The organism is Haloferax sp. Atlit-6N (assembly GCF_003383195.1).
In the GTDB taxonomy this organism is placed as follows: Archaea; Halobacteriota; Halobacteria; order Halobacteriales; family Haloferacaceae; genus Haloferax; species Haloferax gibbonsii.
In genome coordinates this window covers 1,295,861-1,313,920 of record NZ_QEQJ01000001.1, presented here as the reverse complement: position 1 = coordinate 1,313,920, position 18,060 = coordinate 1,295,861, and the positions used below count along the sequence as shown (strand labels likewise).

Genomic DNA, 18,060 nt, shown 5'->3' with positions numbered 1-18,060 from the left:
TCACGGTCACGCTCGAAGACGTGGGTATGACGAACGCTTCCCCCTCGGATGGCTCGCTCACGGACGACACCCACCTCGGCCGGGTCGCGCTCCGCGTCGGTTCGCTCGACCGCGTCGTCCCGTTCTACCGCGACGTGGTCGGCCTCGCGGTCGAGCGCGAGCGCGACGGTTCGCGGGCGGTCCTCTCGGCCGGCGAGACCCCCGTCGTCGTCCTCGACGAGGACCCCGACGCCCCGGAGCGCGGTCGCCGGGAGGCCGGGCTGTTCCACCTCGCGGTTCGCGTGCCCGACCGGGGCGCGCTCGGCGACGTGCTCTCCCGCGCCAGAACCCGCGCAACCGACGCCGGCGCGACCCTCTCCGGCGCGTCCGACCACCTCGTCAGCGAGGCGCTGTACTTCCGCGACCCGGAGGGAAACGGCGTCGAGGTCTACTACGACCGGCCCCGCGAGGAGTGGCCGTGGACCGACGACCGCCGGGTGTCGATGGACACGCTCGCGCTCGACCTCGGGTCGCTCGCCGACGACGCCGCCGGCGGGGACCGCGCGCCCGACGGCACCGACCTCGGCCACGTCCATCTCGAAGTCACGAACGTCCCCCGTTCGCGGGACTTCTACGTCGACGCGCTCGGCATGCGCGTCCGCGACGAGGGTTACCCCAGCGCGTCGTTCGTCGCCGCCGGCGAGTACCACCACCACGTCGGTCTGAACAGTTGGAACACCCGAAGCGCCCCCGCCGGCGAGGGCCGCGGCATCGAGTGGTTCGAAGTCGTCGTCCCCGACGCCGCGACGCTCGACGCGGTCCGGGAGTCGCTGGTCGACGGCGGTCACGAGTTCGACGAGGGCGGGTTCGGCGGGGACGAACCCGGCGACGGCGACGCGGCCGGCGCGGCCGGCGCGACCGACTCGCTCGTCGTCTCCGACCCTGATGGAATCGAAATCCGCGTCGTTCACGGCCGCTGACGGGTCGATTCGGCCGAACGAATCGTTTTGTCGTTGGTCGCCCAACGGGCGGGTAATGATATCGAGTGATTCGAGCGAGCGCCGCCGCGGGCTCACCCTCCGAAGCCCGGCGTTCGACGACGGAAGCCCGATACCCCGCACCCACGGCTACGCGACCGAAAACGAGAGCCCACCGCTCCGAATCGGCGGCGTTCCCCCCGGGACCGCCTCGCTCGCGCTCGTGATGGACGACCCCGACGCGGTGAAACCCGCGGGCAAGGTGTGGGACCACTGGCTGGTCTGGAACATCGACCCCGGCACCGACGCCATCGAGGCGGGCGAGACGCCGCCGGACGCGGTCGAGGGAACTAACAGCTACGGCGAGACGGGCTACGGCGGCCCGAACCCGCCGGACGGCGAGCACACCTATCGGTTCCTGTTGTACGCGCTCGACACCTCCCTCGACCTCGTCGCCGGCGCGACGAAAGCCGACCTGAAACGCGCCATCGCGGGACACGTCACCGCCGAGACGCAACTGACCGGAAAATACGCGCCCTGAGGCTGCCGAAGCCGGAGCTTCGGGTCAGCGGCCGCCGTCTGACTCGACGACCGCGCCGGTCCTCGCCTCCGTCTCCGCCCCCGGACCTGCGCCAGCGCCCGCCCCCGCGCCGCGGTCCCCGTCTTCGCCCGCCCGGAGCGTCACGTCGTAGCCGAAGGCACGAATCACGTCGAGGTTCGTCCGCACGTGGTCCGTGACGGCGGGAATCCGCACGCGACCCCCGGCGAGCGCGACCCAGACGAGCAGTTGGTCGGCCATGTGGCGGTCAACCGGCGCGTCGCCGCCGAGCCAGTCGAGAAGCGAGTCGGCCGCCCGCGACCCGACCGTCTCGGCCGGCGTGCCGCGCTCGCCGTAGGCGTCGAAGCCGGCGACGAGCGACGCGGAACCGTCGCCTGCTCTCTCGTCTTCTCCGCCCCGAGCGACGACGACCACGGCCGAACCGGGCGAGTCGCTCTCGGCCGACGAGACCGACGACCGAATCGGGAGGTCGACGCCCGCCTCGGCGAGCGCGTCGCGGACGCCCTCGACCTGTCGCTCGGCCACCGCGGCGTCCGCGAGCGACTCGCTCGCGACCGAGTAGACCCGGAGTTCGTCGGGCTCCGCGCGGCGGGTCAGTTCGACCGGTGTCGGCTCGGCCGGCGCGATGCGGAGCGAAAGCGTGCCGCCGCCGGCCGGGTAGAAGCCGCGACGAGGCACCGAGACGCCGAACTCGACGCCGAACGCCGAACACAGCGGGCGCTTCGCGTACCGGAGGTAGTCCGTCGGCGGCGACCACCGAACGTCGGTGCCGCCGGTGACGGTGAGCGAAAGCGGGTCGTCGAGAGCGACGGCCGCGGGGAGCAGCGTCTCGCAAACGAGCGTCGCGCTCCCGGCGGTGCCGACGGCCGCCTCGACCGGGTCGGCTCGGACCTCGCGGGGCGAAAAGCGGAGCGTCGACGACCCGACCTCGTCGCCGGCGACGTCGGCGTTCGAGACGGCGGCCGCGACCGAGACGCAGGCGACGTGCTGGGCCTTCAGCCCGGGCGTCGAGCGATTTCCGCGGACGTTCGCCATCTCGAACGGCTCGCCGGTCACGACCGAGAGCGCGAGGGCGGTCCTGAGGGGCTGTCCGCCGCCGTCGCGCCCGTCGAGTCGGCGCATTCAGCGGACGACGGTGACGGGGCAGGACGCCCGCTCGACCAGTTCCTTGGCGACGCTGCCGACCAGCCCCTCGTAGCGCTTCGAGAGGCCGCGGTGGCCGACGAAGATGCCGTCGGCGCCCGCCTCGTCGGCGTAGGTCGGAATCGCCTCCACGGGGTCGCCGTAGAGGAGTTCCGTAGTCGCTTCGACGCCCGCGTCGGCGGCGCGTTCGGCGGCCGCTTGCAGGACGTGTTCGGCGCGCGATTCCGCGTCTTCGAGGCTCTCGGCGACGATTCGGTCGCCGGTTCTGGCGACGCCCGCGACGGGTTCCTCGCCGCCTTCGACGAGGACCTGCGGTTCGACCGCGTGGACGATGGTGACCGTCGCACCCAGCGGTTCGAGCATCGTGAGCGCGTGGTCGAGCGCTCTGTCGGCGGCCGCAGAGCCGTCTACTGCAACGACGAAGTTCATGGTTGTACACACGTGCCGCGACGAGAAAAAGGGTGAGACGAGACGGGGCGAGCCGAGCCGAGACAAACCGAGCCCAGACGAACCGAGACCGGTTCCCGAGCGCTAGTGGACGAGCCGACTGCAGGTGCCGCAGAGGTTCTCTTCTTTCACGTCCACCTCGCGGACCGTCGGCGAGAAGGACATGACGCACTTGTTGTTGTCGCAGTGTTCGAGGCCGAGGGTGTGGCCGATCTCGTGGACGACCTCCTTTCGCACGCGGTCGGACAGCACCTCGTCGGCGGGTTTGTTCGTGATGCCGCCGTCGGTGGAGGTCTGGAGGCGGTACGTGGAGATGACGGAGCCGTTGCCGTTGAGGTACGCGAGGCCGAAGACGTAGTTTCGGCGGCGGTAGTAGAGGTCCTTTTCGGTGATGCCGATGTTCTTCTCGCCGCGACCGATGCGGCTCGCCAGCTCGATGAACTGCTCGGCCCGGTACTGGTTTCGGCTCCGGTCGAACGCGCCCTCGGGTATCGCCTGATTCGAGTGCACGGTCACGTCGCAGTCGTAGACGGAGCGGAGTCCGGCGGATGCCTCCCGCTTGACGGCCGCAGAAATATCCCCGATAGGCACGATATCGACGAGCATGCGAGGGATTAAGCGGGGACGCTTCATAAATATCCCGACGTGAAAAAATCGCTTCGCGACGCGCTCGTCGGACGGTTGTCGGGGTACGACCGCGCGGTCGAACTCGGGGTCGGTCGGGAGCCGTCGGTGGCGGCCGCCCTCGCCGACCGCGGGGTCGACGTGGTCGCCGTCGACGTGCACGAGTTCCCCGTCCCCGAGGACGTCTCGTTCGTCCGCGACGACGTGTTCGCCCGCGCTGACGCCTCCGACCTCGGCCCCTACGCCGACGCCGGCGTCGTCTACGCCCTGAACGTCCCCGTCGAACTCCACGGACCCGCGGTCGAGGTCGCCCGCCGCGCCGACGCCGACTTCCTGTTTACCACGCTCGGCTACGACGAACCCTCGATTCCGGTCGCCCGCGAGAGGCTTCCGGGCGACACGCTGTACGTCGCCGAGCACGGGCGGCGGGGCCAGCGCGCCCGGCGGGACTAGCCCGCCCGGGCCCAAGAGTAAGGCACTTGCCCGCTCGCCGCGCGGTTCCGGTATGCACGCGGACGCTGTCGTCCTCGATATCGACGGAGTGCTCGTCGACGTCGCCGACTCCTACCGGCGCGCCATCGTCGAATCCGTGGACCGACACTACGGCACGACCATCTCCCGCGACGAGGTCCAACTGTTCAAGGACGCCGGCGGCTTCAACAACGACTGGGAACTGACGTACGCGGCGGCGCTGTACGTCCTCGCCGCCCGCGAGACCGACCTGTCGGTCGCCGAGTTCACCGACGAAATCGAGGCCCGCGGCGGCGGCCTCGACGCCGCCGAGGCGACCGTCGAAGCCCTGTTTTCCGACCCGAGCGTCGTCTTCGACGAGTGGGACCCCGAGGCGCTCCGGGAGACGTTTCAGGCGCTCTATCTCGGAAGCGACCTTTACGGCGACCTCGAAGGCGGCGACCCGCCGTTCGAGGCCGCCGGCTACATCCACGACGAACCCGTGCTCCTCCGCCCGGAGACGCTCGACGCGCTCGGCGACCGCGAACTCGGCGTCGTCACCGGCCGGCCCAGCGCCGAGGCCGACATCGCGCTCGACCGCGTCGCCCTCGACGTGGCCGACGACCACCGGTTCACGATGGACGACTGGGAGGAGGGAAAGCCCCACCCGGCCGCGCTCGTGACGGTCGCAGAGCGCCTCGGCGCCGAGTCGGTCGTCTTCGTCGGCGACACCCTCGACGACGTGAAGACGGCGCTGAACGCCGACGCCGCGGACTCCGACCGCGTCTACTACGGCGTCGGCGTCCTCTCTGGCGGCCTGACCGGCGACGACGGCCGACAGAAGTTCTCCGAAATCGGCGCGGCCGCCGTCGTCGAGGACGTGAACGAGGTTCCGGACCTGCTCGACTGATGGGACACCTCCGCGCCTTCGTCGTCACGTTACTCGCGCTCGACGCGCTCGTGGTCGTCGTCGGGACGTACCTCCTCCCGCCGGACCCGTTCACGCAGTTGTTCCTCGTCGGGCCGCTGTTGCTGTTGGCCCCGGTGGTCGCGTGGTGGCTCGTCTACCGCGACGGCTTCGAGCGGGTGCAGGCGCTCGTCGAGTCCGACGACGACAGTCGATAGTTCCCCCCGGTCGCGGACACAGGCAGAACCGACCGGTCGCACAACCCTTTAGGTCGGCTCGGTCCGGAGGTGTGAGTATGCGAATCGCACTCCTCGGTGGGACCGGCGACATCGGCGAGGGCCTCGCCCTCCGCTGGGCCTACCACACCGACCACGAGGTCATCATCGGGTCGCGCGACCCCGACAAGGCCCGCGAGAAGGCCGACGAGTACGAGACCGAACTCTCCAGCCGCGGCCGCGACGTGAAGGTAAACGGCTTCACGAACGAGATGGCCGCCGACCGCGCCTCCGTGGTCGTCCTCGCCGTGCCGCCGTACCACGTCTCCGACACCGTCGAGGCCGTCGCCGACTCCCTGTCCGAGGGCGACGTGCTCGTCACGCCCGCCGCGGGCATCAAGCGCGACGACGACGGCTTCCACTACCACCCGCCGAAAGCGGGGAGCGTGACGGCGCTCGTCGCCGACGCGGCCCCCGACGACGTGCCGGTGGTCGGCGCGTTCCACAACCTCGCGGCCGGTCGACTGGCCGACCTCGACGCCGACCTCGGCATCGACACGCTCCTCGTCGCCGACGACGAGGACGCAAAGGAGACCGTGCGCCTGCTCGCCGAGGGCATCGACGGCCTCCGCGCCCTCGACGGCGGCGGCCTCGCCAACGCCGCCGAAATCGAGGCGGTGACGCCGCTTCTCATCAACGTCGCACAGAACAACGACGGCATGCACGACCTCGGAATCGAGTTCAAGTAACGGCGTTCGACCCGCGCCTGACGCGATTTCTCACGACGGTTCCGACCGCGGCACCGTCGCCGCCTCCCCGTAGAGCGTCCGCGCCACGAGCAGTCCGACGACGGCGACGAGCGCGACGCAGGCGAGGTACTCGACGCGGAAGCCGACCACCTCGGCCATCGGAACGGCCACGAGCGGGCCGAGGGTCGACCCCGAGTCGCCGAAGACGTTGTAGACGCCGCCGAGTTTGCCCACGTCGTCGGCCGGGCTGAGGTCGCCGAGGTAGGCTAACAGCGGCGGGTTCGACCCGCCGACGCCGACGCCGATGAGCGCCACGCCCGCGAGCGTCGACGGGAGCGTCGGCACGAGCGCCAGCAGGGTGAATCCGGACGCGAGGACGCCGAGCGCGGGCAGCGTCAGCGCCGCGCGGTTCGACAGGCGGTCGGAGTACCGCCCGACGACGAGCGTCGTGACGCTCGACGCGACGACGCCGACGGCCATCACGACGCCGCTGACGCCCGCCCCCGAGAGGCCGCCGAGCGAGATGTCGTTCGCCGTCGCGTACAGCACGGCCGTCGAGAGGAGGACGCCCGCAAACAGAAAGCGGACGGCGAAGTTCACGGTGCCGACGGTGAAGATGCGGATGTCCGACCGCACCAGCCGCGGCACGTCGCGGAGCGAACTCGCCGCCGTCACGTCGGTCTGCACGTCCGGGAGGACGGAGATGGCGACGAGGGCGGCGAACAGGCCCGCACAGCCCGCGACGGCGAACGCGGTGGCGTAGCCGAACGCGTCGGTGACGAGACCGCCGACGACGAGGCCCGCGGGGAACCCGAGGCTCTGGCCGCCGCGCATGTAGCCGACCCACTTCCCGCGGTTTTCGCCCGAGGTGACGTGCGTGATGGTGCTGAACGCGCCGACGAAGACGAACGCCGAGCCGACGCCCCAGCAGGCCCGCGACAGGAGGAAGATAGTCGCGCTGTCGAGCGGAATCGGGCCGGGGTTCAGCCCGAGGACGTAGCCGAACGGCGACAGCCCCTGCACGACGAACCCGGCTATCATCGGCCGGCGCGTCCCCATCCGGTCGAGTATCTGCCCGGCGGGCGTGTTCACGACCAGCCGAGTGAAGCGGTTCGCCGAGAGGATGAGGCCGACCACGAACGGCGTGATGCCGATGATGGGACCGAGCGTCGGCAGCGTCGGGAAGGCGACGCCCGCGCCGACGCCGCCGAAGAAGACGCCCGCGATGAGGCTCCCGGCGACGAACTCGACTGACGGCTCGTCGCCGCCGAACAGCCGACTCACGCGGCCGACCCTCGGGTGACGGGCGCGGCGCGGTGGGGCGTGGAGGGCGCGGGAGCGAACTGGCGGACGCGGCTTCGGGAGGCGTGCATCGAGAGAGTGCGCTATCGTGGGTGCACGCCCTTGGTGCTTTGCAATCGGGCCGTCTCGTCCGGGAACTGCGGGCGGCGAGCGGCGGCGGTCGAACGTTGCGGTCGCGGGAGCCGCCGCGGCCGTCTCAGAAGCGGGCTTTCAGCTCTTCGCGCAGGTCGTCGAGCGAGGCGTCCTTCATCGACAGCAGGACGAGCAGGTGGTAGACGAGGTCGGCGCTCTCGTAGAGCAGTTCCTCGCGGTCGTCGTCCTTGGCCGCGAGGATGGCCTCGGTCGTCTCCTCGCCGAGCTTTTCGAGGACGTAGTTCTCGCCTTTCTCGTGGGTGAAAAGCGTCGTCGTGTAGGAGCCCTCGGGGAGTTCCGCCTTGCGCGACTCGATGGTCGCAAAGAGCTCGTCTAGGACCTCGTCGGTCGGGGTGTCGGCGTCCATGGTCGCACGACGGGCGGGCGCGGAAAAAGACCCTCTGGTTCCGGTGACCGGCGGCACCCCCGTCGGGGAGTCCGCGCCGCCGGTCGAGCGCTCCGCTCAGGCGTCGACTTCGACCGCCAGTTCGTCGAAGAACGCGAGGTCGTGGATGCGGCTGTCGGGCGTCAGTTCGGGGTGGAAGGAGGTGCCGACGACGGGGCCGTCGCGGACGGCGACCGGGTTGCCGTCCCACTCGGCGAGCACCTCCACGCCGTCGCCGACCTCGTCGATGAGGGGCGCGCGGATGAACACCGCGGGGAACGGCGAGTCGAGGCCGGCCACGTCCAGCGGGGCCTCGAAGCTGTCGACCTGCCGGCCGAAGGCGTTGCGGTCGACCGTCACGTCGAGGAGGTCGAGCGTGGTCACGCGGTCGTCCTTGGCGTCGCGGGAGGCGACGATGAGGCCGGCGCAGGTGGCGAGGACGGGTTTCCCGGCGTCGACGTGGGCGCGAATCTCGTCGTCGATGCCCTCGCGTTCGAGGAGTCGGGAGATGGTCGTGGACTCGCCGCCCGGCATGAGTAACACGTCGCAGTCGGGGACGAGGCCGTCGCTTCGAATCTCGACGATTTCGGCGTCGACGCCGTGGGCCGCGGCGGCCCGCTCGACGGCGTCGGCGTGCTCGGACACGTCGCCCTGCACGGCGACGACGCCGGCGCGTAGCGTGGTCATGGAGGGGTCTCGGGAAGCCGCGGACAAAAAGCGTCCGTTCGGCGGTCGGCGCGGTTCAGAGCGCGAGCGCGTTCAGCACCAGAATGCCGATGCCGAACAGCGCTCCCGTGGCGACGACGGTCTTGGGGTCGACTCGAATCGCGTTGCGGTCCTCCGCGTCGAAGTAGCGGACGAGGCCCGCGCTCGACATCAGACCGCCGCTGTTCTGGCCCTTGCTCATGTTCCACCGTCCGTGCGTCCGCCGCGTAAACGTTTCGGCTCGCGCTCGGAACGCGCCCCGCCGCGGCCGGAAAACCTCGCTCATCGGACGAGCCCGCTCGCGGCCGTCTCGGGGGTCGACGGGTCGGAACCCGTTTTGAATGACCGGAAGCACAACCGGAGAGGTGCGGGCCCATGAGTAATCCTTATGCGCGGGGGCAGGCAAGTTGCGTCGGGATACGATGACTGTTCGACTCTTGGACTTCTACGCGGACTGGTGCGGCCCTTGTAAGACGCAGGACCCGATTCTCGACGACCTCGAGGGCGACTACGAGAACGTCGAGTTCGTCAAGGTCGACGTCGACGAGGAACAGGACGTTGCCAACCAGTATCAGGTTCGCTCGCTCCCGACGCTCATCGTCGAGAACGACGACGGCATCGTCGACCGCTTCGTGGGCGTCACCCAGCGCGACGACATCGAATCGGCGCTGAGCCAGGCCGGCGCGTAGGCGCGCCGCGGACCGCCGCGTTTTCCGACCCATCCAGATGGCCGCCGAGAGCGCCGCGAGCGCCGGCGGTGTGTCTCGCAAGCGTTATACGACCGGCGGGGGGACTCGTATGCATGGCTAGTGACGCTGCGACGAAGCGGACGCTCGAGAAGCAGATCTGCATGCGGTGCAACGCGCGCAACCCCCAGAAGGCAAAGCAGTGCCGCAAGTGCGGCTACAAGCACCTTCGACCCAAGTCGAAGGAACGCCGCGCCGCGTAAGCCCGCACGCTTCTCTCTCAGGCGTCTCGCCGATACAGTTCGACCAGCACCGCGAGCAGCGCGAGCTGGACGAGTTTGTCCACGATGCCGCCGATTCCGAAGATATTCGGCCAGTTCAGCGCGACGTAGAGGACCACCTGTCCGACGGTGAAGGGGATGCCGAGCAACACCACCCGCGAGCGGAGGCGCTCGTCGCCGCGCAGGACGCCGACGATGCCGGCGGCGAAGCCCGCCGCGGCCCCGATGAACGCGATGCCGAGCGGGTCGGCGAGGTTCGCGGCCAGCGCGCCCGCCCCGAGGACGAGGTGAATCACGCCGGTCACGGCCGCGAGGCCGACGCCGACGTAGTGCAGTCGCGTCAGGTCGCCGCCCGCGCCCCCGGTCGTGTCGGTCGCCATCTCAGGCCTCCGGGTACTTCGGTTCGCGGCGCTCCGCGCGTTCGAGCGCGCGTTCGAGCGCGTCGCGGACGGTGTCGCCCCCGACCTCGTTCTCGAAGGGGTCGCCGTGGCCGGCGTACAGCGCCTCGACGGTCGACGGGAGGCGGTCGAGGAGCGTGTGCAGGCTGCTGATGAGGCGCTCGCGGGACTGTCCCGGCATGTCGGTGCGACCGAAGCTGCCGTCGTCGAACGCGCCGTCGTTGTAGACGAACACGTCGCCGGAAAACAGCGACCGCCCGCTCACGAGCGAGACGTGGTCGTCGGCGTGACCCGGCGTGTAGATGACCTCGAACGATTCGTCGCCCATCTCGACGCGGTCGCCGTCTTCGAGTTCGTGCGTTCGAAGCGGGTGGTCGGCGTAGGCGTACACGTCCGGGGCGAACCGCTCGACCACCGCGTCGAGTTCGCCCACGTGGTCCGAGTGCTGATGGGTGACGACCACCGCGTCGAGGTCGTCGGTGTGCTCGGCGACGACCTCCTCGACGCCGGGCATCGTTCCGGCGTCGACGAGGACGGTTCGCGCGCCGAGGACGAGGTAGGCGTTGCAGGTGAAGCTCTCGGCGTCGGCGGTGACTGGGATGACTTCCATACCTCCGCGTACGCGCCCGAACGGAAAAAGTCGGACGGGCGAGACGTTCCCCGCGACACCGCAACTCGCCCCCGAACGTCGAACTCGCGCGACAAATCCTTTTTGGGGCTCGGTCGTGTACGTATGACTGTATGGGATTTGGGAGCTACGACGAGTCCGAACAAGGAGACCAGAACGTCGACTTCGACGAGGAAGACGGCGTCACGACGAGCGAGGAGAAACACGAGGGCGAGGTCGATTTCGAAATCGGCGCGTCCAACGACGAACTCCTCGACCGGCTCCAGGAGATTAAAGACGAGTGAAGCCGGGGTCTCGCGCCCTCGGGGTCGCGGAATCTTTCCCCGGGGCGGCGCGCGCACCCACAGACGACGTTGACGACGCTCATTTTTCGACAGACCCGTCTCCGGAGAGCGTGCTCTGCGGCGCGGTCGTCCGCGCCGACCGGGTCGTCGACGGCCTCGCCTTCGAGACGTGCACCGTCGGCGGCGACGACGCGACCGACGCCATCGCCTCGCTGTACGCCTCGCTCGACCGCGAGGACGTGCGCTACCTGCTCGTCTCCGGCATCGCCCCGGCGTGGTTCAACCTCGTCGACGTCGAGCGCCTCGCCGCGGACCTCGACCGCCCGGTGCTCTCGGTCTCCTTCGAGGAGAGCGAGGGGCTCGAACCCGCGCTCTCGGCTCACTTCTCGGGCGCGGCGCTCGACCGGCGACTCGCCACGTACCGCGCGGCCCCGCCCCGTCGACGGCTCGATGTGAACGGCGAGACGGTGTTCGTCCGGGCCGCCGGCTGCGACGACGACGAGGCCGCGCGGGTCGTCCGCGGGTTCACCCCGGTCGGCGGTCGTCCCGAACCGATTCGCGTGGCCCGGATGGCCGCCCGCGCCGCGCGACGCTTCGCCGGGGATTAAGCCGTCCCCGCCCTCGAACCGAGTATGGAACACATGGAGGGCCTCTGCGTGACGGGCTGCGAGCAGTGCCCCGAACTCGTCGACTCGCGGAGTCGCATCGTCAACGGGGTCGGCCCCGACGACGCCGACCTGCTCTTCCTCGGCGAAGCGCCGGGCGCGAAGGAAGACGAGGGCGGCGAGCCGTTCGTGGGTCGCTCCGGCTCTGTGCTTGACGACGCGCTCCGCGAGGCCGGCCTCGCCCGCGCCGACGTTCGCATCACCAACTGCGTGCGCTGCCGCCCGCCGGACAACCGCGACCCGACGAGCGAGGAACTGTCGAACTGCCGGGGCTACCTCGCCCGCGAACTCGAACTCGTCGACCCCGAGCTAATCGTCACCCTCGGGAAAGTGCCCTCGCAGCACCTGCTCGACCGCGGCGTCGCCATCACGAACGAGTCAGGGTCGGTCGTGGACGCCCGCGTCGGCGACGCCTCCTACCGCGTCCTCCTCTCGGTTCACCCCGCGGCGACGCTCTACGACCGGAGCCAGCGCGAGGGCTTCTTCGAGACCATCGCGCGCGCCGCCGACCTCTCGGGACTCGCCGACTCCTCGGACGGACAGGCCAGCCTCGGCGACTTCTGAGTTCGCGAGAGCGCCCGTTCACTCCGGCGCTCAGGCCGAGGCGTCGTTGACTTCGATTCGCTCGCCTACCGGTTCTTCGGGCGGTTTCGCCCGCTTTTCTGCCCGGGCGTGTTCCCTGAGGTGCGCGCCCGCGTCGAGCGCGGTTTTGACGACGACCATGACGACGAGCGCCGCGGCGGGCGCGCCCGAGGCGGCGACGAGGAACGCGCCGAGGATGATGGTCAGGTGGAGGACGATGACTCGGCGGTAGGGCTCGGACATCTGCGTGCCGGGCGAGACGCTCCGGTACTCCTCGCGGCCGACGAAGTTGGCGGCGAACGACCCGCCGTGGCTGAGGACCGTCGCGCCCGCCGCGAGGAGGACCGCGCCGAGCGGGACGCCGCCGACCGCGCCGGCCGCCCCGCCCGCGAAGGCGTCGAACGACCAGACGAACACGCCGTGGACGACCCAGAAAATCCCGTAGTGCATGGCGAAAAAGCCCGCGATGGGGACGTTCGAGGGGTAGAAGTGAAAGCCGTCGCGGGGCGATTCGGGCGGCGAGAGGTCAACCCGCCGACCGTTGATGGTGGCGTTGATGCTCGACCCGCCGTCGCCGCGGCCGCTGGCGGCGAGAATCTTCGGGACGTTCAGCAGGCCGACGACGCCGCTTTCGAGCCAGTAGGCGACGAGCAGCGCCTTCAGGCTCCAGTCGAACCAGACGACGCCGACGAGGGGGACGAGGTTCGCGACCACGAGCGCGGCGAGGGCGACGGGCGAGGCGGCGAGACCAGACCCCGAGGAGGCGGCGTGCGACGGCGAAGGAGTGGAACGCGGCGACGACGGCATAGGCTACGCTGTGAGACGCGACGGACCGATAAAAACCGTACCGCGAGAGAACCGCCGAGTCGGGTCGCCGGAGTTACTCCCAGATGGAGCGGGCCATCCGCTGGGGGAACTCGATGACGAGTTTGAGGACGCTCATGCCCTCTTCTTCCTCGCCGCGGATGTACGAGCGAACGCGCTGGCTCACGAACTCGACGGAGACGACGAGCACGAAGATGACGAGAATCGTCGCCATCATGTTCGTGTACTTGAACAGGCTCCGCTGGGTCTGCAGGACGTAGCCGATGCCACCGCCGCCGATGAGCCCCATCGTGACGGCGATGCGCGTGTTGATTTCGAGGATGTACATCGTCCACGCGATGAAGGGCGTAAAGACCTGCGAGAGCATCCCGAAGACGACCGTCTGCCGGCGGTTCGCGCCGGTCGACTCGATGGCCTCTATCGGTCCGTCTTCGACCTCTTCGAGCGCGTCGGTAAACAGGCGGCCGAGGTTGCCCATCGTGTCGGTCCCGATGGCGAGCGTCGCCGTGAACGGCGAGACGCCGCCGAGCGGGATGTAGATGAGCGCCCAGACGAGCGCCGGGATGGCGCGGATGACGCTCATCGTGCCGCGGAAGATGAAGTTGAAGGGGTAGGGCGTCACGCGCTCGGAGCCGAGGACGCCGAGGAGGAGCGCGCCGGGGATGCCGAGGACGGTTCCGGCGAAGCCCATCGCCAGCGTGACGATGGCCGCGCCGAACAGGTCCCGCTCCTGGATGAACTGCCAGTAGGAGCCGAAATCGACGAACGGGAGGCCGAACAGCGTCGTCCGCGGGAAGAAGTCCCCGAGCGCCTCCTGGAACTCGGGCCAGTAGTAGAGGATTTCCGCGACCGAGAAGCCGACCTCCGAGAGCGCCTCGAAGAAGAAAAAGCCGAAGACGACCGAGATGAGGAACGCCATCCCCCACTTGATGCGCTTGGTGAGGGTGATGTCTCGGAGCGCGCGGTCGAGCGTCCCTGACTGGGCCTCGGTGCCGCCGTCGGCTCGGGCGTCGCGGGGTCGGTCCTCGCCGCTTCGCGCGTCGTCGTCCGAGGTCGAATCGCCGCCGCTCATGCGCTCACCTCGGTCCCCTCGCGGATGTCCGCGGTCTGGACGTCGCCGTAGATGCGGTCGATGACGTCGACCGTCAGGTCCTCGCGGTAGCCGTCGAAGACGAGCTTCCCGTCGCGGAGCGCGAGGAACCGCTCGCCGAACTCCCGGGCGAGGTTCACCTGGTGGAGGCTCGCGAGCGTCGAGAGGTCGCGCTCCGCGGCCGCGCTCCGGATGTACCCCATCACCGTCTCGGCGCTGGCGGGGTCGAGGCTGGCGACGGGTTCGTCGGCCAAAAGCAGGTTCGGCCCCTGGACGAGCGCGCGGGCGATGCCGACGCGCTGTTGCTGGCCGCCGCTCATGCTTCGGGTCCGCTGGTTCGCCTGGTCGAGCAGTCCGACCGTCTCCAGCGCGCGGAGCGCCTCGAACTTGTCTTCTTCCGCGTGCCAGCCGACGAGACTACGGAAGAACGAGGTGCGGTTGAGCGCGCCGGTCAGCGCGTTGCCGTAGGCGCTGAGCTGTCCCAGCACGTAGTGTTGCTGGAAAATCATGGCCACGTCGTCGCGCGGGCCTTTGACCGGCTCGCCGTCGATTCGAATCTCGCCGGACGTCGGGTTCGTCAGGCCGTTCAGACAGCGAAGGAGCGTGGACTTCCCCGCCCCAGACTGCCCGAGGAGCACGGCGAACTCGCCGTCCTCGATGGTGAAAGAGACGTCGTCCAACGCCCGGACGTCGCCGAACGCTTTCGTGAGGTTACGTACTTCGATGGTACTCATAGTGTGTGGGCGGACTTCCCGCGTCTACGGTTCGTGGGCGCGGCACCGCCAAAATGATACTGCAATGGAATTGTTTGTGAGTTGATTACTGTCCGAGAGAGATTCCGAGCGTGTCGATGACGTTCTGAATCGGCTGGTAGTCCTCGACGGTGCCCGGCTCGACGCCGGTGAACCAGAGCTGTTGGTCGTCGGAGAGGTCCTCGTTGATGAGGTCGTCCTGCGTGACGCTCGTGAGCGCGTCCGTCAGCGACGACTTCAGTCCGGACTCCAGCTCGGAGCGCACGATTATCGGTGCGCGGGGGATGGGGTCGGAAGCCGCGAGCAGTTGGAGTTCGGGGTCCGCGGTTCCGAGGTCGCCGTCGTTCTCGGCGGAGGTGTCGAGGAACTGCTGGGGGAACTGGTCTTTCGGGACGTGCGGCGCGGTCGAGAACGCGCCCGTGCCGGCGGCGACGACCTCGTCGCGGTTGACGAGCGTCTCGCGGGCGGTCGCGTGGTCGGACCACTGGCCGGTGAAGTCGACGGGCTCGCCGTCGGGGGCGTTGCCCGTGTCGAGGCCGGCCTGATTCAGCATGAAAAGCGGGAACAGCGACCCGCTCGTCGAGAGGCGGTCGGCGAACGCGACGGTCTCGCCTTCGAGGTCGGCGAGTTCCTCGATACCGCTGTCGGGCGTCGTCGTCATGATGGAGAAGTACTTCGCCGCGCCGTAGGCGACGCGGATACCCATGACTTCGGTCACGCCCTCGTTGCCGCCCTGAATGGCGATGGTCGGCGAGGAGTCGGCGAGGTCGGCCTGCCCGGACTTGAACGCCTGGTACACCGCGGCGTAGTCCGCGGCGACCGACGATTCGACCGTCACGTCGGCCTCGGATTCGAGGTACTCGAACAGCGGCTGATACTGCTGTTTGATGTCCACGTCCGATTCGGACGGCGTGAGGAGGAAGTTGACCGAGTCCGACCCACCCGTGACGCTGCCGATACACCCGCTCAACCCCGAAACGCCGAGCGCGCCGAGCGCGCCGGTCTTCTTGAGGAAACTCCGTCGGGAAGACATGTGATTCGTCAGAACACTCAGACACACTGAGGTTAAATCTTCCTATTCTTTCTCCGTATAGATACATAGATATAAAGTCATATTGCGTACTCTGTGAGTAAACATAGAACAGTCGGGCGATTTTGTGATACCGCGTCGGTCCCGCGGTCATCGGGCGACCGTCGCCGCGACGGAAACTCACTTGCCTCCCGGTCTCGCACGTGTACGCATGAGCACGACACAGTCGCCCGAAGAGACCCTCGCCGACGTGGTGATGGTCGACTACGGGCTCGGAAACCTCCGGAGCGCCATGCGAGGGCTCGAACGCGCGGGGGCGAACGTCGTCGTCTCCGACGACCCGGCCGACTTCGACGACGCCGACGGCATCGTTCTCCCCGGCGTCGGCGCGTTCTCCGAGGGGATGGAGAACGCCGGCCCCTTCCGCGAACCGCTCGCCGAGGCCGCCGCCGACGGGACGCCCATCTTCGGTATCTGTCTCGGGATGCAGATGCTGCTGACCTCCTCCGAGGAGGCCGACCACGCGGGCGAGGGCGAGGTCGAGGGGCTCGACTTCATCCCCGGCCGCAACGTCCGCTTCGACGAGGGACAGAAGGTCCCGCACATGGGCTGGAACGAACTCAACGTCCGGCGCGACCACCCGCTCGTCGAGGGCGTCGACGGCGAGTACGCCTACTTCGTCCACTCGTACTACGCCGACCCCGACGACGAGGACGCGGTCGTCGCGTCGACCGACTACGGCGTGGAGTTCCCCGCGGTCGTCGCCAACGAGGAGGGAACCGTCTTCGGCACGCAGTTCCACCCCGAGAAGTCCGGCGAGACCGGGCTGACCATCCTCCGCAACTTCGTCGAGTTCTGCGCGGAGCGATAGGCCGAATCTGCCTGCCCCGACGGTCTTTTGTCGCCGCTTCGTGAAGGGGTGTCCATGCAGGCAGTCACGCTCGGCCCGGCGGGCACGTACTCCCATCGCGCCGCCCGCGCGGTCGCCGACGACGTCGCCTTCCGAGAATCGGTCACCTCCATCGTCCAAGCGGTCGCCGACGGGTCGTTCGAGCGCGGCGTCGTTCCCATCGAAAACAGCATCGAAGGGAGCGTCACCGAGAGCCTCGACGCCGTGGCGAACTCGGACGTGAGCGTCGTCCAGGAAATCGTCACGCCCATCCGCCACGCGCTGTTGGCCCAGAGCGCGAACTTCGACGTCGTCGCCAGCCACTCGCAGGCGCTCGCGCAGTGTCGGTCCTACCTCGAAGAGAACTACCCCGACGCGAAGCTCGAAGCCGTCGCCAGCACGGCCCGCGGCGTCGAACGCGCCCGCGCGGACCCGTCGGTCGCGGGCATCGGTCACCCCGACAACGTTGGCGACGACCTCGAAATCATCGCCGAGGACATCCAGGACCAGTCGTCGAACGCGACGCGGTTCCTCGTCATCGCGCCCGAGTCCGCCCGCTCGGACGCCGGCGGCAAGAGTTCGCTCGTCGTCTACCCCAACGCCAACTACCCCGGACTCCTCTTGGAACTGCTCGAAGCGTTCGCCGAACGCGACATCAACCTCTCGCGCATCGAGTCGCGCCCGAGCGGCAACCGCCTCGGCGACTACCTGTTCCACATCGACGCCGACGCCGGCCTCTACGAAGAGCGGATGCAGGAGGCGCTCGAAGAGGTCGAGGGCATCGCCCGCAACGGCTGGGTTCGCGTCCTCGGGTCGTACGACACGCGGCACGTCCTGTACTGAGCATCCGCGGCCCCCGTTCCGCAGTCCGGCCGGGCGCTCTCGATATGTGGGTCTGAGCACATCTTTCTTTGCCGTCGGCGACGTACTCGGACGCGTATGCAGCGAAACCCGTTCGACGAGATAGAAGACCTGTTCGACCGGATGGGCCGGTCGTTCGAGGAGTCCGGTATCGGTCGGTTCCAAGACATCTCCCTCGACGTCGTCGACGACGACGAGGTCATCGAGGTCGTCGCCGACCTCCCCGGCTTCGAGAAGGACGACCTCGACGTGAGCGTCAGCGGGCGGCGACTCACCATCGCGGCCGACCACGAGGAGTCGTCGGAGGTCGACGACGACCGGTACGTCCGCCGCGAGCGGAGCCAGCGGTCCGTCTCCCGGACGATTACGCTCCCCGCCGAGGTCGTCCGCGACGAGGTGACGGCGTCGTACAAAAACGGCGTCCTGACCGTGACGCTCCCGAAGGCCGAACCCGCGGGCGACGACTCCACGCAAATCGACATCGAGTGACGCGGCTCATCTTTTGAATATCGGTG

Annotated in this window: 27 protein-coding genes; 14 read left to right on the top strand and 13 right to left on the bottom strand. The window is 69.1% G+C overall.

Annotated elements, in window-relative coordinates:
- The first annotated feature begins 26 nt into the window (after nt 1-26).
- A complete protein-coding gene (locus DEQ92_RS06850) occupies nt 27-959 on the top strand; it encodes a VOC family protein (RefSeq protein WP_115804474.1) in 933 nt (310 codons plus the stop codon).
- A 55-nt stretch (nt 960-1,014) separates the two neighbouring features.
- Complete coding sequence (locus tag DEQ92_RS06845; RefSeq protein WP_115804475.1) at nt 1,015-1,497, top strand: YbhB/YbcL family Raf kinase inhibitor-like protein; 483 nt, start codon at nt 1,015-1,017, stop codon at nt 1,495-1,497.
- 24 nt (nt 1,498-1,521) lie between these two features.
- On the opposite strand, the gene rtcA is transcribed toward DEQ92_RS06845, so the two are convergent.
- The 3 genes from rtcA to DEQ92_RS06830 form a co-directional block, all read right to left on the bottom strand.
- Nucleotides 1,522-2,637, bottom strand: a complete 1,116-nt coding sequence (gene rtcA, locus DEQ92_RS06840; RefSeq protein ID WP_115804476.1) for an RNA 3'-terminal phosphate cyclase — start codon at nt 2,635-2,637, stop codon at nt 1,522-1,524.
- Complete coding sequence (locus DEQ92_RS06835) at nt 2,638-3,087, bottom strand: universal stress protein (RefSeq protein WP_115804477.1); 450 nt, start codon at nt 3,085-3,087, stop codon at nt 2,638-2,640. It lies immediately after the preceding gene.
- A 102-nt stretch (nt 3,088-3,189) separates the two neighbouring features.
- On the bottom strand, nt 3,190-3,711 hold the full coding sequence (locus DEQ92_RS06830; RefSeq protein ID WP_004969113.1) for an archaemetzincin family Zn-dependent metalloprotease: 522 nt from the start codon (nt 3,709-3,711) through the stop codon (nt 3,190-3,192).
- Nucleotides 3,712-3,750: 39 nt separating this feature from the next.
- On the opposite strand from DEQ92_RS06830, the gene DEQ92_RS06825 reads away from it, so the two are divergent.
- From DEQ92_RS06825 to npdG, 4 genes are all read left to right on the top strand, one after another.
- Nucleotides 3,751-4,182, top strand: coding sequence for a UPF0146 family protein (locus DEQ92_RS06825; RefSeq protein ID WP_115804478.1), 432 nt, complete (start codon nt 3,751-3,753; stop codon nt 4,180-4,182).
- 52 nt (nt 4,183-4,234) lie between these two features.
- Complete coding sequence (locus DEQ92_RS06820; RefSeq protein WP_115820597.1) at nt 4,235-5,089, top strand: TIGR01548 family HAD-type hydrolase; 855 nt, start codon at nt 4,235-4,237, stop codon at nt 5,087-5,089.
- Nucleotides 5,089-5,304 (top strand): hypothetical protein, encoded by a 216-nt coding sequence (locus DEQ92_RS06815; protein ID WP_004973468.1) that lies wholly within the window; start codon nt 5,089-5,091, stop codon nt 5,302-5,304. The genes DEQ92_RS06820 and DEQ92_RS06815 overlap by 1 nt, the downstream gene beginning before the upstream one ends.
- A 77-nt stretch (nt 5,305-5,381) precedes the next feature.
- Complete coding sequence (gene npdG / locus DEQ92_RS06810) at nt 5,382-6,050, top strand: NADPH-dependent F420 reductase (protein WP_004973466.1); 669 nt, start codon at nt 5,382-5,384, stop codon at nt 6,048-6,050.
- 30 nt (nt 6,051-6,080) lie between these two features.
- Here npdG and DEQ92_RS06805 read toward each other — a convergent pair whose 3' ends face one another.
- From DEQ92_RS06805 to DEQ92_RS06790, 4 genes are all read right to left on the bottom strand, one after another.
- Complete coding sequence (locus DEQ92_RS06805) at nt 6,081-7,334, bottom strand: MFS transporter (protein ID WP_004973464.1); 1,254 nt, start codon at nt 7,332-7,334, stop codon at nt 6,081-6,083.
- A 214-nt stretch (nt 7,335-7,548) separates the two neighbouring features.
- Entirely contained in the window at nt 7,549-7,851 is a 303-nt protein-coding gene (gene hisE, locus DEQ92_RS06800; RefSeq protein WP_004973463.1) for a phosphoribosyl-ATP diphosphatase, read from the bottom strand.
- Nucleotides 7,852-7,947: 96 nt separating this feature from the next.
- Nucleotides 7,948-8,556 (bottom strand): pyridoxal 5'-phosphate synthase glutaminase subunit PdxT, encoded by a 609-nt coding sequence (gene pdxT / locus DEQ92_RS06795; protein WP_004973460.1) that lies wholly within the window; start codon nt 8,554-8,556, stop codon nt 7,948-7,950.
- Between the two features lie 55 nt (nt 8,557-8,611).
- A complete protein-coding gene (locus tag DEQ92_RS06790) occupies nt 8,612-8,776 on the bottom strand; it encodes a preprotein translocase subunit Sec61beta (protein ID WP_049904986.1) in 165 nt (54 codons plus the stop codon).
- A 205-nt stretch (nt 8,777-8,981) separates the two neighbouring features.
- Between DEQ92_RS06790 and trxA the strand changes: the two genes are divergently transcribed.
- Both trxA and DEQ92_RS06780 read left to right on the top strand, forming a co-directional pair.
- Nucleotides 8,982-9,263: a thioredoxin gene (gene trxA / locus DEQ92_RS06785; protein WP_394295171.1), complete on the top strand. Its 282-nt coding sequence runs from the start codon at nt 8,982-8,984 to the stop codon at nt 9,261-9,263.
- Between the two features lie 113 nt (nt 9,264-9,376).
- The gene (locus DEQ92_RS06780; RefSeq protein WP_004044485.1) at nt 9,377-9,523 is read left to right on the top strand and encodes a 50S ribosomal protein L40e; all 147 of its coding nucleotides are present in this window, start codon (nt 9,377-9,379) and stop codon (nt 9,521-9,523) included.
- Nucleotides 9,524-9,540: 17 nt separating this feature from the next.
- Here DEQ92_RS06780 and DEQ92_RS06775 read toward each other — a convergent pair whose 3' ends face one another.
- Together DEQ92_RS06775 and DEQ92_RS06770 are read right to left on the bottom strand one after the other, a co-directional pair.
- Nucleotides 9,541-9,921 carry a hypothetical protein gene (locus DEQ92_RS06775; RefSeq protein ID WP_004973454.1) on the bottom strand — a complete coding sequence of 127 codons (381 nt, stop codon included), beginning with the start codon at nt 9,919-9,921 and terminating at the stop codon, nt 9,541-9,543.
- A gap of 1 nt (nt 9,922) precedes the next feature.
- Nucleotides 9,923-10,549, bottom strand: coding sequence for an MBL fold metallo-hydrolase (locus tag DEQ92_RS06770; protein WP_050458578.1), 627 nt, complete (start codon nt 10,547-10,549; stop codon nt 9,923-9,925).
- A gap of 131 nt (nt 10,550-10,680) precedes the next feature.
- On the opposite strand from DEQ92_RS06770, the gene DEQ92_RS06765 reads away from it, so the two are divergent.
- Genes DEQ92_RS06765 through DEQ92_RS06755 form a run of 3 tightly spaced genes read left to right on the top strand, consistent with a single transcriptional unit; the run spans nt 10,681 to nt 12,080 of the window.
- Complete coding sequence (locus tag DEQ92_RS06765; RefSeq protein ID WP_004044482.1) at nt 10,681-10,851, top strand: DUF5786 family protein; 171 nt, start codon at nt 10,681-10,683, stop codon at nt 10,849-10,851.
- Nucleotides 10,848-11,459, top strand: a complete 612-nt coding sequence (locus tag DEQ92_RS06760; protein ID WP_115820596.1) for a DUF99 family protein — start codon at nt 10,848-10,850, stop codon at nt 11,457-11,459. Before DEQ92_RS06765 ends, DEQ92_RS06760 begins: the two co-directional genes overlap by 4 nt.
- Before the next feature lie 24 nt (nt 11,460-11,483).
- Nucleotides 11,484-12,080, top strand: a complete 597-nt coding sequence (locus tag DEQ92_RS06755; RefSeq protein ID WP_050458580.1) for a uracil-DNA glycosylase family protein — start codon at nt 11,484-11,486, stop codon at nt 12,078-12,080.
- Nucleotides 12,081-12,110: 30 nt separating this feature from the next.
- On the opposite strand, the gene DEQ92_RS06750 is transcribed toward DEQ92_RS06755, so the two are convergent.
- The 4 genes from DEQ92_RS06750 to DEQ92_RS06735 form a co-directional block, all read right to left on the bottom strand.
- Nucleotides 12,111-12,905 carry a DUF6498-containing protein gene (locus DEQ92_RS06750; protein WP_115804484.1) on the bottom strand — a complete coding sequence of 265 codons (795 nt, stop codon included), beginning with the start codon at nt 12,903-12,905 and terminating at the stop codon, nt 12,111-12,113.
- Nucleotides 12,906-12,978: 73 nt separating this feature from the next.
- Nucleotides 12,979-13,995 (bottom strand): phosphonate ABC transporter, permease protein PhnE, encoded by a 1,017-nt coding sequence (gene phnE, locus DEQ92_RS06745; RefSeq protein WP_233510259.1) that lies wholly within the window; start codon nt 13,993-13,995, stop codon nt 12,979-12,981.
- Nucleotides 13,992-14,747 (bottom strand): phosphonate ABC transporter ATP-binding protein, encoded by a 756-nt coding sequence (locus DEQ92_RS06740; protein ID WP_004973448.1) that lies wholly within the window; start codon nt 14,745-14,747, stop codon nt 13,992-13,994. Before DEQ92_RS06740 ends, phnE begins: the two co-directional genes overlap by 4 nt.
- Nucleotides 14,748-14,832: 85 nt before the next feature.
- On the bottom strand, nt 14,833-15,798 hold the full coding sequence (locus DEQ92_RS06735; RefSeq protein WP_004973447.1) for a phosphate/phosphite/phosphonate ABC transporter substrate-binding protein: 966 nt from the start codon (nt 15,796-15,798) through the stop codon (nt 14,833-14,835).
- 208 nt (nt 15,799-16,006) lie between these two features.
- On the opposite strand from DEQ92_RS06735, the gene hisH reads away from it, so the two are divergent.
- From hisH to hsp14, 3 genes are all read left to right on the top strand, one after another.
- The gene (gene hisH, locus DEQ92_RS06730) at nt 16,007-16,666 is read left to right on the top strand and encodes an imidazole glycerol phosphate synthase subunit HisH (protein ID WP_004973446.1); all 660 of its coding nucleotides are present in this window, start codon (nt 16,007-16,009) and stop codon (nt 16,664-16,666) included.
- Between the two features lie 54 nt (nt 16,667-16,720).
- A complete protein-coding gene (gene pheA, locus DEQ92_RS06725; protein ID WP_004973442.1) occupies nt 16,721-17,527 on the top strand; it encodes a prephenate dehydratase in 807 nt (268 codons plus the stop codon).
- 96 nt (nt 17,528-17,623) lie between these two features.
- Nucleotides 17,624-18,034 (top strand): archaeal heat shock protein Hsp14, encoded by a 411-nt coding sequence (gene hsp14, locus DEQ92_RS06720; RefSeq protein ID WP_050458585.1) that lies wholly within the window; start codon nt 17,624-17,626, stop codon nt 18,032-18,034.
- The last annotated feature ends 26 nt before the right edge of the window (nt 18,035-18,060 follow it).